Here is a 15,312-nt window from a genome sequence, read left to right as displayed (position 1 = left end):
TGCGCAAATCGCCCCGGGGGATACAGAGAGAATGAACCCGTTTTCCGTACTCGATGGCCTGGTGGCGCCGCTGGATCGTGCCAACGTCGATACCGATGCCATCATCCCGAAGCAGTTCCTGAAGTCGATCAAGCGCAGCGGCTTCGGTCCGAACCTGTTCGACGAATGGCGCTATACCGACCACGGCGAACCGGGCCAGGACTGCACGAACCGGCCGAAAAATGCTGACTTCGTGCTCAATCAGCCGCGCTACGCCGGCGCGCAGGTCCTACTCACGCGCGACAACTTCGGCTGCGGCAGCTCGCGCGAGCACGCGCCGTGGGCGCTCGAAGACTACGGTTTTCGTGTCCTGATCGGCCCGAGCTTTGCCGACATCTTCTTCAATAACTGCTTCAAGAACGGTCTGCTGCCGATCGTGCTGCCTGCGGCCCAGGTTGACGATCTGTTCCGCGAGTGCGAAGCGAATGAAGGTTATCGGCTTACTGTCGATCTGGCAGCCCAGACCATTACCTCTCCGAGCGGACGGGTGATGCCGTTCGAGGTCGATGCCTTCCGTAAGGAATGCCTGCTCAATGGCTGGGATGATATCGGACTGACGTTGCGCCATGCCGACAAGATCCGCGCGTTCGAAGAGCAACGTCGAGCCCAACACCCGTACTACTTTGCCTGACGCCCTCGGCGCAAGGCTTACCAGGAGACGATAGCTGATGAAGATTTGCGTTCTGCCGGGCGACGGAATCGGTCCGGAAATCATGGCCGAGGCCCTCCGTGTCATCGATGCGCTGGACCTGAAATTCGAGTTCGAAGAAGGGCTTCTGGGCGGCGCCGCAGTCGATGCGACGGGCGATCCCTACCCGGAGGCGACGCGCAAGCTCGCGCGCGAGGCCGATGCCGTTCTGCTCGGGGCGGTCGGCGGTCCCAAGTGGGACTCGCTGCCGCGAGAGCAGCGCCCCGAACGCGGCCTGCTCGGCATCCGCAAGGACCTCGGTCTGTTTGCCAACCTGCGTCCGGCGATCCTCTATCCGGAGCTGGCCAATGCATCGACCCTGAAACCCGAGATCGTGGCCGGCCTGGACATCCTGATCGTGCGCGAACTCACAGGCGACATCTACTTCGGTCAGCCCCGCGGCATCGAACTGCGGGACGGCGAGCGTTACGGCTTCAACACGATGCATTACACGGAGTCGGAAATCCGCCGCATCGGACGTGTGGCGTTCGATGCCGCTCGCAAGCGCAACAAGCGCCTGTGCTCGGTCGACAAGATGAACGTGCTAGAGACGACGCAGCTCTGGCGCGACGTCATGATCGAGCTTGCGCCCGAATATCCGGACGTCGAGCTCTCCCACATGCTCGTCGACAACGCCGCAATGCAGCTCGTGCGTGCACCGAAGCAGTTCGACGTGATGGTGACCGGCAACATGTTCGGCGACATCCTGTCGGACGAGGCCTCGATGCTCACGGGGTCGATCGGCATGCTGCCGTCGGCTTCGCTGGACGCCAACAACAAGGGCCTCTACGAACCGTCCCATGGTTCGGCGCCGGATATCGCTGGCAAGGGTGTCGCGAATCCGCTGGCGACGATCCTGTCCGCGGCGATGATGCTCCGCTATACCTTCAACAACGAAGAAGCGGCAGTTCGGATCGAAACTGCCGTCAAAAAAGTGCTGGCTCAAGGGTATCGGACCGGCGACATCTACGAGCCGGGAACGAGCCGGGTCGGGACGCGGCAGATGGGAGATGCCGTCCTGGCGGCGCTCTAAGAGATTTCTTGTAATTCGAGGTAAGGCAAATGAACAAGGTAGGTCTGGTCGGTTGGCGTGGCATGGTCGGTTCCGTGCTAATGCAGCGCATGGTGGAAGAGGGTGACTTCGCCCACATCGAACCGGTGTACTTCTCCACCTCGGCGGCGGGGGGCAAGGCCCCGGCGTTCGGCGGCAAGGAAGCTCCGCTTCCGCTGCAGGATGCGTCCAACGTCGACGTGCTCAAGCAGATGGATATCATCATCACCTGCCAGGGCGGCGATTACACGAAGGCCGTCTATCCGCAGCTGCGCGCGGCCGGCTGGAAGGGGCACTGGATCGACGCTGCGAGTGCGCTGCGTATGGAAGACAATGCCGTGATCGTCCTCGATCCGGTGAACATGCACGTCATCAAGGACGCGCTGGCGAAGGGCGGCCGTGACTGGATCGGCGGCAACTGCACCGTCTCGCTGATGCTCATGGGCCTCGGTGGTCTTTTCAAGCACGACCTCGTCGAATGGGTGTCGGCAATGACCTACCAAGCCGCTTCGGGCGCCGGCGCGCAGAACATGCGTGAACTGCTGTCGCAGATGGGCACGCTCCACGATGCCGTGAAGACCGAGCTGGCCGATCCGGCCTCGGCCATCCTCGACATCGATCGCAAGGTTGCGGAAACCATGCGCTCGGCTGATTTCCCCGTGAAGAACTTCCGCGGCGTGCCGCTCGCCGGCAGCCTGATTCCGTGGATCGACGTGCCCGTCGACAATGGTCAGTCCAAGGAAGAGTGGAAGGGCGGCGCCGAGTGCAACAAGATCCTCGGCAAGCCGGCCTTCCGTTCGCCGGGCAGCATCCCGATCGACGGCCTTTGCGTGCGCATCGGCGCAATGCGCTGCCATTCCCAGGGGCTGACGATCAAGCTGCGCAAGGACGTTCCGCTCGACGAGGTCAGCGACATCATCGCCGGTGCGAACGACTGGGTGAAGGTCGTGCCGAATCAGCGCGAAATCAGCGAACGTGAGCTGACCCCGACTGCCGTTACCGGCACGCTGACGGTCCCCGTCGGCCGCCTGCACAAAATGGCGATGGGGCCGGAATACCTAGGCGCCTTCACCGTTGGCGATCAACTGCTGTGGGGCGCCGCCGAACCCCTGCGTCGCATGCTGCGGATCTTGCTTGACCGCTGAGGTCGAGCAGACGCACGGGGAGGGCCTGACGCCTTCCCCGTGGTTTGGCGATACGCGCCTTCGGCTCCGGGCTCGGCCGGTGGATCGCCAGCAAATTGCGTTGGCAATTAAAGAATTGCTGCGCAAATTTAAACAAAATGCTAGATTGCCCGGCATGCCGTTTGCACGGACCGATCCGCCACGTCCAAAATCCACGCAGTTTGCTGCCCATGCTAGGGTGCGGATGATATGACAACCATGAAAACATCGATCAAGGCCTCACTGATCGCGACCGCGATCGCAATGCTTCCCTTTGGCAGCCATGCCGCCGGACTCGGTTCGATCCATGTTTTCAGCGGTATCGGGCAGCCGCTCCGGGCCGAAATCGAGTTGAATGCAACGGCGGAAGAGCTGCAGTCGATGTCGGCAAACGTGGCGCCGGCCGATGCGTTCAAGCAGGCGAGCTTGCAGTACTCGCCGGCAATCGCATCGCTGCGCTTCGCGGTGGAGCGTCGTGGAGCCCGGTCCGTCGTTAAGATTTCGAGTGATCGGCCCTTCAGCGAGCCCTTCGTCGAGCTGCTGCTTGAGCTGAATTGGTCCGCAGGCCGGATGGTGCGGGAATACACCTTCCTGCTCGATCCGGTGCCGGTTGCCGCGCAGCTGCCGGCTCCCGTTGCCGCACGTCCGGCGGCAGCGTCCAGTAGCGCGCGGCCTGCAGCGGCCGTGACTCCAGCCGCAGACCGTGAAGGTTCGGGCGGCGATCGTTACCGTGTCCAGCGCGGCGACACCTTGCGACGCATCGCGGAATCGAACCGGCCGTCCGGGACGAGTCTCGAACAGATGCTGTTGGCGTTATTCCGCGCGAATCCGGGGGCGTTCGATGATGGCAACGTCAATCGACTCCGTGCCGGCGCGATTCTCAACGTGCCGCCTGAGACAGAAGTTCGCGCGATCGATCCTGGCCAGGCTCGCCGCGAAGTGCTGACGCAGTCGGCTGATTTTCAGTCTTATCGCCGTACGTTGGCGTCGACGGTGGCGTCCCGGCCTGCGGCCGCGGAACAGGCGCCGTCGCGAGGCGACGCGGGTTCTATCGTGCCGAAGGTTAGTGAGTCCGCGCACTCGGCTTCCGGCGACCAGGTCAAGGTGTCGGGTGGGGCGGGATCCGCCGCTCCGGCAAAGGGCAACGTGGAGGATGCGCGGTTGGCGCGCCTTCAGGCGCTCGAAGAAGAGGTGACCGCACGAGGAAAGGCGCTTGACGAGGCGAATAGCCGTCTCGTGGCACTCGAGGACAGCATCCGCAAGATGCAGCAGTTGATCGAAGTGCGTAATCAAGGGCTTGCGCAGATGCAGCAGCAGGGACCGAGCGGCGCGGCATCGCCTGCTGCCCCCAGCGCACCTGCGCCCGAGAAGCCTGCCGAAGCGGCTCCACCTGCCGCTGTACCGACGACGCCTCCCGCCGAGGCGCCGAAGCCGGCACCGAAACCTCCGGTTCCTGCAACGCCCCCTGTAACGACAGAAGAGCCTAGCTTTCTGCAGAGCCTGCTGGACAATCCGTCGATGCTGGCAGGTGGAGGCGGTGTTCTCGCGCTGCTCCTCGCCTATGCCGGCCTGAAGGTGCGCCAGCGCCGCCAGCAGGCGGCATCGGCTGGGGCTGCGCCGGCGAGCGAATTCCCCGTCGAGACCAACTCGGTCTTTGGCAAGACGGGGGGGCAGAGCGTCAATACCGGTGAAAGCAGCGTACTTCACACTGATTTCAGCCAGTCGGGGCTGTCCGCGATCGACACCGATGAAGGCGTCGATCCGGTGGCCGAAGCCGACGTGTATATGGCTTACGGGCGGGACGCCCAGGCAGAAGAGATTCTGCTCGACGCCTTGAAGACCGATGGAGCGCGTCTGGCGATCTACGTAAAGTTGCTGGAAATCTACGCCCAGCGCAACAATGCCAAAGCGTTCGAGACAACGGCCACGGACTTGTATGGCCGTACCGGTGGCGAAGGTCCGGAATGGGCAAAGGCGGCGGAAATGGGTCGCCGAATTGACCCGGACAATCCCTTGTACCGCGGCGCCACCCCGGTCGGACGGGCGGCCGCGTCCGCACTGGGTGGGGTGGCAGCCGGGGCCCTCGCAGGGGGCGCTCTGGCGGCGGCCGAGGCGCCGGCCATGGACTTTGGCGGTCCGTCGTTCGACGCTGCGACGCAGCGAGCGGATGAGGCGCCTTTCCTGCCAACGTCGGAACCTTCCGAGCCGCTTCCCGCGGATGAAGTCGAACTCGAAGCCTTGCCCGAGATCGACTCGAATGCGCTCGATTTCGATCTCGATGCAGGCTTGGGCCTCGGTGACGCTCAGTCGTCGCCGTTGCCAGAGGTGCCGGAGTTGAATGGCGGCGAATTCGAGCTCGACCTGGATATCGCGGGAGCGTCGGCTGAAACGCCTGTTGAGGTGACGAAGGCTCCGGAACGGGAAGCGGAAAGCGCGCAGCTCAACGAAACGGTGATTGGCGAGGGGCTCGAATTTGCGGCGGCCGATCAGGGGCTGGAGTTCGATCTCGGTGTCGCGACGCCAACGGTCGCGGTCGATGAGGAAGAAGCGCGAGAGTTCAACCTGGATGCAACCGTCGTCGGTGGAGAGGAAAGCCTGACGTCGGCGTCTGAGCCTGTCGATCTCGAAAAGACCAGCTTTGACAGTAGCTTGCTGGATTTCGACTTCAATCTCGAGGATGCCGGTGAAGTCGCGCCGGTGAGCGGGATTGCGTCGGGCCCGGCGATCGATCTTTCAAGTATCGATCTGGAACTTGAAGCGCCGGCGGAAGCCATCGCGCAGTCGGAGACGCTCGCGTCTCCCAAGTTCGAGGAGGTTGCGCTGGCGACGGGGGGAGTTGGGCCTTTGTCCGGCGATGAAGGGATTCCCGCCGATGTGCTCGAGGAGGTCAACACCAAGCTCGAGTTGGCGCGAGCCTACGAAGAAATGGGTGATAGCGAGGGCGCGCGAGAACTGCTCGAAGAAGTGCAGCGCGAAGGATCCGCCGAACAGCGGCAGGCAGCGGCCGAATTGCTCGGTCGTCTCGGCTGAATCCATTCCGCCCATTCTGCGTAACTGAGGAGTTGGAAGGCCGTCGGGGCAACCGGACGGCCCTTGTTTTGATGCATGCAGGTTTGCTGATCGCTTCTTGGATTGCAGGGGTGGCGGCCCTGCAGTTTGTTTCGCCGACCTGGCTGATTGTGTCAGTTGTCGCCGGGAGCCTTCTCGCGTTTCGTTTCGCCAAAGAACGCAGCTTTCGATTGTTGCGGAGAATCCGCTTCCTGGTGCTTGCGCTTGTGATTTTCTTTGCCTGGTTCACTCCTGGCGAGTCGCTCTGGGCCGCGCTTCCAGTCCTGAGTCCCACCCGCGAAGGGCTTGCCTTGGCAGCGGATCACCTGGGGCGTCTGGTCGGCGTGGTGCTGTGCGTCGCAGGCCTACTTGAGTATCTCTCCGTGCCGCGGTTGGTCGGAGGCCTGTATGCCTTGTTTCATCCCTTCGAGCGGGTCGGTCTTCCGGCCGACCGGCTTGCGGTGCGCCTGATGCTGGTACTGAGCTACGTTGAGGCAACGCCTTCGGGGGGCTGGCGTTCGTGGCTGGAAGACGACACCACGCCGCTACATCACAAGGGCGCGACATCGATCTCGATCGTTCGGGAACCGCTCGGCTACGGTCAGTTGACGATTGCAGTCCTTGTCGGTGTGGTCCTCCTTGCCCTCCTGGAATTCCGGGCATGAGGATCGCGCTGGGAGTCGAGTACGCCGGGGATGCGTTTCGCGGTTGGCAAAGCCAGGCCAACGCGTTGACCGTCCAGGATCATCTGGAAGCGGCCCTGGCCGGGATAGCAGGGCAGTCAGTGCGCCTGCACTGCGCCGGACGCACCGATGCGGGCGTCCATGCGACGGCGCAGGTCGCGCATTTCGACGTGTCGGTGGTGCGGCCCCTTGGGGCATGGGTGCGCGGCGTCAATAACAAGCTGCCGCGGAGCGTCGCCGTTCGCTGGGCGGCGGAGGTGAGTGAGACCTTTCATGCGCGTTTCAGCGCCGTTTCCCGCCGCTACCGGTACGTGCTTCACAACGCGCCTGTAAGGCCGGCCATCCTTTCTGGCCGAGTCGGCTGGTTTCATCTGCCGCTCAATGAACATGCAATGAGCGATGCCGCCGCGCGGCTGGAAGGCCTCCATGACTTCTCCTCTTTCCGTGCTGCCGGATGCCAAGCCAAATCGCCGCTCAAGGTGATGCATGAAGCGCGCGTTCATCGCCAAGGCGAATACGTGATTTTCGATTTCTGGGCCAACGCTTTCTTGCACCACATGGTTAGAAACCTTGTCGGTGCCCTCGTGTACGTCGGGAAAGGCACTTACCCTCCCGCCTGGGTGGAAGAGTTGCTTCATGCGCGGGACAGGGTCCATGCTGCGCCGACCTTTCCGGCAGACGGCCTGTATCTGTGTGGCGTCGAGTACCAGCCGCACTGGCCCCTGCCCAATGAAGGGCGTATCATCGCGGTCCCGCGTATCCCACTTTCTTGAGTGACCAGGACCCGAGTAAAGATCTGCGGCCTGACTCGCGTCGACGATGTTGTCGCCGCCGTCGAGGCCGGCGCCGATGCGATCGGGCTGGTGTTCTATCCGCCCAGCCCGCGCTTCGTCTCGTTCGAGCGCGCTGCCGAGCTTGCGGCGGTGATTCCGCCATTTGTCACGACGGTGGGGCTTTTCGTGAATCCCGAGCCCTCGTTCGTAGAAGATGCACTGCGGCACGTGCCTCTTCAGTTGCTGCAATTTCACGGGGACGAGCCTGAGGCCGACTGTGCCCGCTACGGTAGACCCTGGATCAAGGCGGCGCGCGTACGTCCGGGGGTCGATCTGGTAGAATTCTCGGCTTGCTACCCATCGGCGGCTGGCCTTCTTCTCGATGCATTCGTCGAGGGCTACGGCGGCGGGGGCAAGGTATTCGATTGGTCCCTGATTCCCGCTGATCTCGGCAAGCGTCTAATCCTGTCCGGCGGTCTCGATCCCGACAATGTCGGCGAGGCAGTGCGCCGCGTCAGGCCTTGGGCGGTCGACGTGTCCAGTGGCGTGGAAACGGGCAAGGGCATCAAGGATGCGGCGCTGATCGCCGCATTCATCGCTGGAGTTCGACATGCAGATGGCTGACAAGCCTTACCAGTTTCCCGACTCGAGCGGTCATTTCGGTCCTTACGGCGGGGTGTTTGTCGCAGAGACGCTGATCCCGGCGCTTGAGGAACTCAAGGCTGCGTATGACACATGCCGGCAGAATCCGGCATTCGTGGCGGAGTTCGAGTACGAACTCAAACACTATGTCGGTCGTCCGAGCCCCGTCTACCACGCACGCCGCTGGTCCGAATTGCTGGGCGGCGCGCAGATCTACCTGAAGCGCGAGGATCTCAACCATACCGGCGCGCACAAGGTAAACAACTGCATCGGCCAGGCGCTGGTTGCCCGCTATATGGGCAAGCCGCGCGTGATTGCCGAAACCGGAGCCGGGCAGCATGGGGTCGCGACGGCGACCGTGGCCGCCCGCTACGGCATGGAATGCGTCGTCTACATGGGCGCCGAAGACATCAAGCGCCAGGCCGCCAACGTCTATCGGATGAAGCTGCTCGGCGCACGTGTCGTTCCGGTCGAATCGGGCTCCAAGACGCTGAAGGACGCGCTCAATGAGGCGATGCGCGATTGGGTGACCAACATCCACGACACCTTCTACATCATCGGAACCGTCGCCGGTCCCCATCCGTACCCGATGATGGTGCGTGATTTCCAGGCCGTGATCGGTACCGAGTGCCTCACACAGATGCCTGAGATGGTGGGGCGCCAGCCGGACTATGTGATTGCCTGCGTCGGTGGCGGTTCGAACGCCATGGGGATCTTCTATCCCTACATCGACATTGCCGGCGTGCGCCTCGTCGGCGTCGAGGCGGCCGGCGAAGGTGTCGAGACCGGTCATCATGCGGCCAGCCTGACGGCCGGTCGGCCGGGCGTGCTTCACGGCAACCGCACCTATCTGCTGCAGGATGACGACGGCCAGATCATCGAGACGCATTCGATTTCCGCCGGTCTCGACTATCCGGGCGTCGGTCCCGAGCATGCGTGGCTGAAGGACAGCGAACGGGCCGAATACGTTGGGGTGACCGATGCCGAGGCGCTGAAGGCGTTCCACGATCTGTGCCGCCTGGAAGGCATCATCCCGGCGCTGGAGTCGTCCCACGCGCTGGCCTATGCGGCAAAGCTTGCGCCGACCTTGCCTCGCGACAAGGTTCTGCTGGTCAATCTGTCCGGTCGTGGCGACAAGGACATGCATACGGTCGCCGAGCGTTCCGGCATCCAGTTCTGATTTCCGCGGGCCGCTGCGGCCCGCGCCTGTGCGAAATCCCTATGTCAAGAATCCAGTCAGTATTTCAGCGTTTGCAGGCCAACGGGCGGCGGGCGCTGATTCCGTTCATCACCGCCGGAGATCCGGCGCCCGATTTGACCCTGCCCTTGATGCAGGCACTCGTCGAAGGGGGGGCGGACATCATCGAGCTTGGCGTGCCGTTTTCGGATCCGATGGCCGATGGGCCGACCATCCAGCGCGCATCGGAGCGCGCCCTGGCGAATGGCATGAACCTCCGCAAAGTGCTCGAGGTTGTGAGCGCATTCCGGGGTGGGAACCAGGTGACGCCGGTCGTCTTGATGGGATACGCCAACCCGATTGAGGCGATGGGCGTCGAGCGTTTCGTCGAAGCTGCCCGCGACGCGGGAGTCGACGGCGTGCTCGTTGTCGACTATCCGCCGGAGGAGTGCGAGGCGTTCTCGGCGGCAGTGCGAAAGGCTGGACTCGATCCGATCTTCCTGCTGGCCCCGACCTCGACCGAGCAGCGTTTCGACGACGTTGCCCGCGCTGGCAGTGGCTACATCTACTACGTGTCGCTGAAGGGGGTGACCGGCTCGGCGGCGCTCGACTTTGACGAGGTGGCGGCACGTCTGCCGCACATCCGTGCCCGGGTAGGGATGCCGGTCGGCGTCGGGTTTGGAATCCGGGATGCCGAATCGGCACGCCGGATTGGCGAGGTGGCCGATGCGGTGGTGATCGGCAGTCGGATCATCGAAGAAATCGAAAAAAGTCCGCGGGACCAGGCGGTTGAAAACGTGCGCTCGTTCGTGAGCGGTATCCGTTCCGCACTCGATCAGATTCAGGGAGCGCCGCGATGAGTTGGCTTCAGAAACTTCTGCCGCCCAAGATCAAGCGGGCGGAATCCGCAGCACGCAAGTCCATTCCGGAAGGCCTGTGGAGCAAGTGTCCCGCCTGTGAGGCGGTGCTTTATCGTTCCGATCTTGAAAGCAATCAGAGCGTTTGCCCCAAGTGTGGTCACCATCAGCGCCTGCGCGCGCGGGCACGCCTCGATCTTCTGCTCGATGCCGAGGGGCGCTTCGAAATCGGGAACGAGGTGCTTCCGGTCGATCCGCTCAAGTTCAAGGATTCGCGCCGCTATACCGAACGCCTCTCCACCGCGATCGACGACACGGGCGAAGCCGACGCGATGGTCGTCATGCAAGGTTCCATCCTTACCGTGCCGGTGGTGGTCGCGTGTTTCGAGTTCGAATTTCTCGGCGGCTCCATGGGCTCCGTCGTCGGCGAACGCTTCGTGCGGGGGGCGAAAGCCGCATTGGAGCAACGCCTGCCTTTCATCTGCATCACGGCAACGGGTGGAGCACGGATGCAGGAAGGTTTGTTCTCGCTGATGCAGATGGCGAAGACGACCGCGGTCCTGACGCAACTGACGCAGCGCAAGCTGCCTTTCCTGACGATCCTTACCGATCCGACGATGGGGGGAGTGTCCGCGAGCTTTGCGTTCATGGGCGACGTAGTGATCGCCGAGCCGGGCGCGCTGATCGGCTTTGCCGGGCCGCGCGTGATCGAGCAGACCGTGCGTGAAACGCTGCCTGAGGGCTTCCAGCGATCCGAGTTTCTGCTCGAGAAGGGGGCGATCGACATGATCGTCGATCGGCGCGAAATGCGCGCGAAGCTGGCTCAGGTTCTTACGCTGCTGACGCGGCAGCCTGCGATCGGCGTCTGATCTTTTCATCGCGTCACATGGAATTTCCTGATACGTTGAGCGGTTGGCTCGAACTGCTTGAAAGCAGGCATGCGCAGTTCATCCAGCTCGGTTTGGAGCGCGTCCTGCAAGTGCGGGATGCACTCAAGTCAGTCAGCGACGCCGTGGTCATCACGGTCGGCGGGACGAACGGCAAGGGGTCGACCTGCGCAATGCTCGAGGCGATCCTGCTGGCTGCCGGCTACCGCGTCGGCTGCTATACATCCCCGCATCTCGTGCGCTACAACGAACGCGTCCGCATCAATGGGGTGGAACTGTCCGACGAGCGTCTTGTTGAGGGCTTCGCCGCGGTCGAGGCTGTGCGCGGGGCGGTGCCGCTGACCTATTTCGAACATGGTACGCTCGCGGCGTGGCATTGCTTCTGTCGGGAACCGCTTGACGTACTGATTCTCGAGGTTGGCCTTGGCGGACGGCTCGACGCCGTCAATGCGATCGATCCCGACTGCGCAATCGTCACCGGTGTGGCTATGGATCACATGGACTACCTCGGAGATACGCGCGAGAAGATCGGTTTCGAGAAGGCGGGGATCTTTCGATCGGAGCGTCCCGCGATCTGTTCGGACCCGCTGCCGCCAGCGTCGCTGGTCGCCCACGCGCGCGAGATCCGGGCCGACTTGCGCCTTGTCACCGAGGATTTCGGGTTCTCCGGCGATCGGACGCAGTGGGTCTGGTGGAGCCGGAGCGGAACGCGTCGTGGCGGTCTCGCGTATCCGGCCTTGCGCGGTGCCAACCAATTGCTGAATGCATCGGCTGTAATGATGGCCCTGGAGACTCTCCGCAATCGGATTCCGGTGTCGATGCAGGCGGTGCGCCAGGGGATGATGCTCGTCGAACTCCCCGGGCGGTTCCAGGTTCTCCCCGGAAAGCCGTCGGTAGTTCTTGATGTCGCCCACAACCCTCAGGCCGCCGGCGTGCTGTCCGAAAACCTCTCGAACATGGGATTCTTCCCTGAGACGTGGGCGGTGTTGGGGATGCTCGCAGACAAGGATGTGGAAGGCGTCGTTCGTTTGATCCAGGATCGTGTCGACCACTGGCTCGTCACGTCCTTGCCCGGATCGCGCGGTCTGACTGCCGATGCGCTCGCCGAGCGGATGCGGGCTGCGGGTGTGAAAGGCGATGTCCGGTGCTTCGATCGACCGGCCGAGGCGTTCTCCGAAGCGAAACAATGCGCCCAGGAGGGTGATAGAATCGTCGTCTTTGGATCATTCCTGACGGTCGCGGACGTTCTCGATACCCTCCGCGGTCCCCGTCACTGAGGTTTCGCGTGGCCGAAATCGATAACGTCGAACTCAAGAAGCGATCGCGGCGAAGATTGGTCGGTGCGGCCGCGCTGGCGCTGCTTGCCGCGATCGTGCTGCCGATGGTCATGGATCAGGAGCCGATTACCGCGGTGCAGGATATCCAGGTGTCGATTCCCGAGCGCGATTCCGACAGCGGGGTCGTGCGCCCGAGCGCCAATCGTCAGACTTCTGCTGCCGAACCGCAAATCGCCCCGGCACCGGAAGAGCAACCGCCCGGCCCGCTACCTTCGGACACTCCGCGCGAGGCTGTCGAAGCAGCGCCTGTGCGTCAGGCCCCCGGGGCGAATCCGCCTGCTAAGGTGGTCGAGGCTTCGCCGTCCAGACCTCCGGCAGTGAAACCGGAGTCGGCAGCCAAGCCGGAACTGCATAAACCGGAACCTTCAAAGCCCGAAGCGGCCAAACTCGAACTTCCGAAACCAGAGACGCCGAAGATTGCCGTTCAGTCTCGTGCGCCGACCCATGAAGAAGGTGCGCGAGCCAAGGATATCCTCGAAGGCAAGGCGCCGGCAGCTGCTGCCCCGGCTGCCGCGACGGGTGATGCCTTCGTTGTTCAGATCGGCGCGTTTTCCGATGCTGCAAAGGCCGCATCGATCGCCACGGACCTGAAGAAACACGGCTTTGCGGCCTACACTGAAAAAGTCGGTGCGATGACTCGTGTGCGTCTCGGCCCGTTCAGAGGTCGCGACGAAGCCGATAAGGCGGCGCAGCGCGCGAAGGCGAGCGGGATGGGCGGCACAGTGATGCCGCGCTGACGCCCGAATAGATGTGCCGATGACAGTATTCGACTACGTATTCCTGACCAGCTTGGCGTTGTCGGCTGCAGTAGGCATGTGGCGCGGGCTGGTCAGCGAGGTGATTTCGATGCTCGCGTGGGTGGTCGCGGCATTGGCGGCGTGGCGTTTTTCGGCGCAGGTTGCGGGGCTGCTGACGGGGTTCGTCATGGAACCCGTATGGCGGCAGATCGCGGCGTTTGCGCTGGTATTCGTAGCGGTTCTCTTGCTCGCGGCGTTCTTGCGTTTTCTGCTGCGTGAATTGCTCAAGGCGGTCGGCTTGGGTGCCGCGGATCGGTTCTTCGGCGCCTTGTTCGGGCTGGCGCGCGGAATAGCGATTGCTGTAGCGGTTGTATTGCTTGGAGGACTCGTCGGTATCGCACGAGAGCCCTGGTGGGCCAATGCGATGTTCGCGCCTCCATTGGAGACGGCGGTCGTGGCCGCCAAGCCGTGGTTACCGGAAGCGGTAGCCACTCGGATTCGTTTCAGATAGGTGTCCTTCCATGTGCGGAATCATTGGGGTTGTTGCAACCTCGCCGGTCAATCAGTTGCTCTACGACGGTCTTCTGGTGCTTCAGCATCGGGGCCAGGATGCGGCGGGTATCGCTACGTCAGACGATGGGCGCTTCTACATGCACAAGGGCTCCGGTCTGGTGCGGGATGCGTTCAGGACCCGCAACATGCGCAACCTCGTCGGCAACTGGGGCATCGGGCACGTTCGCTACCCGACTGCCGGTTCGGCCTGCAATCCGGCCGAGGCCCAGCCGTTCTACGTCAATTCGCCGTTTGGGCTCCTGCTCGCGCATAACGGCAACCTGACGAATTCGGAGGAACTCAAGCGTGAGATGTTCCTTTCGGACCTGCGGCACATCAACACGAATTCCGACTCCGAAGTGCTGCTCAACGTGCTGGCCCATGAGCTGCAAGCGGCGGCCAAGGGTTTCAAGCTCGACGACGACGCTGTGTTCCGCGCCGTCGCGGGTGTGCATCGCCGCTGTCGCGGCGCGTATGCCGCAGTCGTGATGATCGCGGGCTACGGCCTGCTGGCCTTCCGTGATCCCTACGGTATCCGGCCGCTGGCGATCGGCCGCAACGACGTTGGCGGCAAGCATGAATGGTTGGTGGCGTCCGAGTCGGTGGCGATGGACGTGCTTGGCTTCCGCATGCTTCGGGATGTGGCCCCGGGTGAGGCGATCCTGATCGACACCGACGGCAATTTCCGCAGCCGGCAGTGCGCCGACCGCACCGTCGAGGCACCGTGCATGTTCGAGTTCGTCTATCTGGCCCGGCCGGATTCGGTGATCGACGGCGTCTCGGTCTACGAATCGCGCGTCAAGATGGGGGAATTCCTCGCCGACAAGCTGAAGCGGGTGTTGCCCCATGCCGGTATCGACGTGGTCATTCCGATCCCGGACTCAAGCCGTCCGTCGGCGATGGAGATGGCGCACAAGCTGAATTTGCCGTACCGCGAAGGTTTCGTGAAGAATCGCTACATCGGCCGTACCTTCATCATGCCGGGGCAGGCTGTTCGCCGGAAATCGGTGCGGCAGAAGCTCAACACTATTTCCCAGGAGTTCAAGGGCAAGCGGGTTCTGCTTGTCGACGATTCGATCGTCCGCGGGACGACCAGTCGCGAGATCGTGTTGATGGCGCGGGAAGCGGGTGCCGAAAAGGTTTATCTGGCGTCTGCGGCTCCTCCAGTTCGCTACGCGAACGTCTACGGCATCGACATGCCAACCCGTTCCGAGTTGATTGCAGCGGGTCGTGACGAGGACGAGATTTGCCGCGAAATCGGCGCCGACGGGCTGATCTACCAGGATCTGGACGATCTCAAGGCCGCGGTGCGTGCTGTCAATCCTTCGATCAACTTCTTCGAGACCTCCTGTTTTGACGGCTGCTATGTGACCGGCGACATTACTGCCGAGTACCTCCACGGGGTCGAGAACCAGCGGGGTCAAAGCAAGGGCAGCCAGGAAGACGGCGAGGACGGGCAGCTCGATCTGAACCTTCTGGCGAATCACGACAACTGATCGGCAAGGGGCGGATTGGTAAGCGCAGCACGAGCCGGCTTTGGCTCGCGCGTACGCTAAGGTCGGATTGCCGAAGGCCCGCTGCAGATTGCGGCGGGCCAAAGTTCTTGCAGGCTGATCTTGCTCGCAGAATGAACGTGTAAGAAGCTTGCACCGTGCCGGCGGTGCCGGCGGTGCCGACG

The 15,312-nt window shown here is 63.0% G+C and carries 14 protein-coding genes; all 14 read left to right on the top strand.

Going from position 1 to position 15,312, the window contains the following annotated elements:
* Positions 1-31: 31 nt before the first annotated feature.
* The 14 genes from leuD to purF all read left to right on the top strand — a co-directional run bounded on the left by leuD (position 32) and on the right by purF (position 15,130).
* Complete coding sequence (leuD, locus tag AZKH_RS15410) at positions 32-670, top strand: 3-isopropylmalate dehydratase small subunit (protein WP_015436718.1); 639 nt, start codon at positions 32-34, stop codon at positions 668-670.
* Between the two features lie 37 nt (positions 671-707).
* Entirely contained in the window at positions 708-1,760 is a 1,053-nt protein-coding gene (gene leuB, locus AZKH_RS15405) for a 3-isopropylmalate dehydrogenase (protein ID WP_015436717.1), read from the top strand.
* A 29-nt stretch (positions 1,761-1,789) separates the two neighbouring features.
* On the top strand, positions 1,790-2,923 hold the full coding sequence (gene asd / locus AZKH_RS15400) for an aspartate-semialdehyde dehydrogenase (RefSeq protein WP_015436716.1): 1,134 nt from the start codon (positions 1,790-1,792) through the stop codon (positions 2,921-2,923).
* Between the two features lie 237 nt (positions 2,924-3,160).
* The gene (locus AZKH_RS15395; protein WP_015436715.1) at positions 3,161-5,971 is read left to right on the top strand and encodes a FimV/HubP family polar landmark protein; all 2,811 of its coding nucleotides are present in this window, start codon (positions 3,161-3,163) and stop codon (positions 5,969-5,971) included.
* A gap of 83 nt (positions 5,972-6,054) precedes the next feature.
* Complete coding sequence (locus AZKH_RS15390; RefSeq protein WP_231874418.1) at positions 6,055-6,654, top strand: energy-coupling factor transporter transmembrane protein EcfT; 600 nt, start codon at positions 6,055-6,057, stop codon at positions 6,652-6,654.
* Positions 6,651-7,445 (top strand): tRNA pseudouridine(38-40) synthase TruA, encoded by a 795-nt coding sequence (gene truA / locus AZKH_RS15385; RefSeq protein ID WP_015436713.1) that lies wholly within the window; start codon positions 6,651-6,653, stop codon positions 7,443-7,445. The genes AZKH_RS15390 and truA overlap by 4 nt, the downstream gene beginning before the upstream one ends.
* A complete protein-coding gene (locus tag AZKH_RS15380; RefSeq protein WP_015436712.1) occupies positions 7,446-8,069 on the top strand; it encodes a phosphoribosylanthranilate isomerase in 624 nt (207 codons plus the stop codon). It begins immediately after the preceding gene.
* Complete coding sequence (trpB, locus tag AZKH_RS15375) at positions 8,056-9,267, top strand: tryptophan synthase subunit beta (protein ID WP_015436711.1); 1,212 nt, start codon at positions 8,056-8,058, stop codon at positions 9,265-9,267. Before AZKH_RS15380 ends, trpB begins: the two co-directional genes overlap by 14 nt.
* A 41-nt stretch (positions 9,268-9,308) precedes the next feature.
* A complete protein-coding gene (gene trpA, locus AZKH_RS15370) occupies positions 9,309-10,124 on the top strand; it encodes a tryptophan synthase subunit alpha (protein ID WP_041656253.1) in 816 nt (271 codons plus the stop codon).
* Entirely contained in the window at positions 10,121-10,990 is an 870-nt protein-coding gene (gene accD, locus AZKH_RS15365) for an acetyl-CoA carboxylase, carboxyltransferase subunit beta (RefSeq protein WP_015436709.1), read from the top strand. Before trpA ends, accD begins: the two co-directional genes overlap by 4 nt.
* A gap of 17 nt (positions 10,991-11,007) precedes the next feature.
* Positions 11,008-12,285, top strand: a complete 1,278-nt coding sequence (folC, locus tag AZKH_RS15360) for a bifunctional tetrahydrofolate synthase/dihydrofolate synthase (protein WP_015436708.1) — start codon at positions 11,008-11,010, stop codon at positions 12,283-12,285.
* A gap of 8 nt (positions 12,286-12,293) precedes the next feature.
* A complete protein-coding gene (locus tag AZKH_RS15355; protein ID WP_015436707.1) occupies positions 12,294-13,082 on the top strand; it encodes an SPOR domain-containing protein in 789 nt (262 codons plus the stop codon).
* A gap of 19 nt (positions 13,083-13,101) precedes the next feature.
* Positions 13,102-13,593: a CvpA family protein gene (locus tag AZKH_RS15350; RefSeq protein WP_015436706.1), complete on the top strand. Its 492-nt coding sequence runs from the start codon at positions 13,102-13,104 to the stop codon at positions 13,591-13,593.
* A gap of 10 nt (positions 13,594-13,603) precedes the next feature.
* Entirely contained in the window at positions 13,604-15,130 is a 1,527-nt protein-coding gene (purF, locus tag AZKH_RS15345; RefSeq protein ID WP_015436705.1) for an amidophosphoribosyltransferase, read from the top strand.
* Positions 15,131-15,312: the final 182 nt, after the last annotated feature.

It is taken from the genome of Azoarcus sp. KH32C (genome assembly GCF_000349945.1).
Taxonomy (GTDB): domain Bacteria; phylum Pseudomonadota; class Gammaproteobacteria; order Burkholderiales; family Rhodocyclaceae; genus Aromatoleum.
The sequence above is the reverse complement of the archived record's forward strand: the minus strand, read 5'-3'. Positions and strand labels throughout refer to the sequence as shown.

Bases quoted from the DNA above. Each gene is read 5' to 3' on its own strand.
- leuD (WP_015436718.1), top strand. From the start codon at position 32: ATGAACCCGTTTTCCGTACTCGATGGCCTGGTGGCGCCGCTGGATCGT.
- leuB (WP_015436717.1), top strand. From the start codon at position 708: ATGAAGATTTGCGTTCTGCCGGGCGACGGAATCGGTCCGGAAATCATG.
- asd (WP_015436716.1), top strand. From the start codon at position 1,790: ATGAACAAGGTAGGTCTGGTCGGTTGGCGTGGCATGGTCGGTTCCGTG.
- AZKH_RS15395 (WP_015436715.1), top strand. From the start codon at position 3,161: ATGAAAACATCGATCAAGGCCTCACTGATCGCGACCGCGATCGCAATG.
- truA (WP_015436713.1), top strand. From the start codon at position 6,651: ATGAGGATCGCGCTGGGAGTCGAGTACGCCGGGGATGCGTTTCGCGGT.
- trpB (WP_015436711.1), top strand. From the start codon at position 8,056: ATGCAGATGGCTGACAAGCCTTACCAGTTTCCCGACTCGAGCGGTCAT.
- trpA (WP_041656253.1), top strand. From the start codon at position 9,309: ATGTCAAGAATCCAGTCAGTATTTCAGCGTTTGCAGGCCAACGGGCGG.
- accD (WP_015436709.1), top strand. From the start codon at position 10,121: ATGAGTTGGCTTCAGAAACTTCTGCCGCCCAAGATCAAGCGGGCGGAA.
- folC (WP_015436708.1), top strand. From the start codon at position 11,008: ATGGAATTTCCTGATACGTTGAGCGGTTGGCTCGAACTGCTTGAAAGC.
- AZKH_RS15350 (WP_015436706.1), top strand. From the start codon at position 13,102: ATGACAGTATTCGACTACGTATTCCTGACCAGCTTGGCGTTGTCGGCT.
- purF (WP_015436705.1), top strand. From the start codon at position 13,604: ATGTGCGGAATCATTGGGGTTGTTGCAACCTCGCCGGTCAATCAGTTG.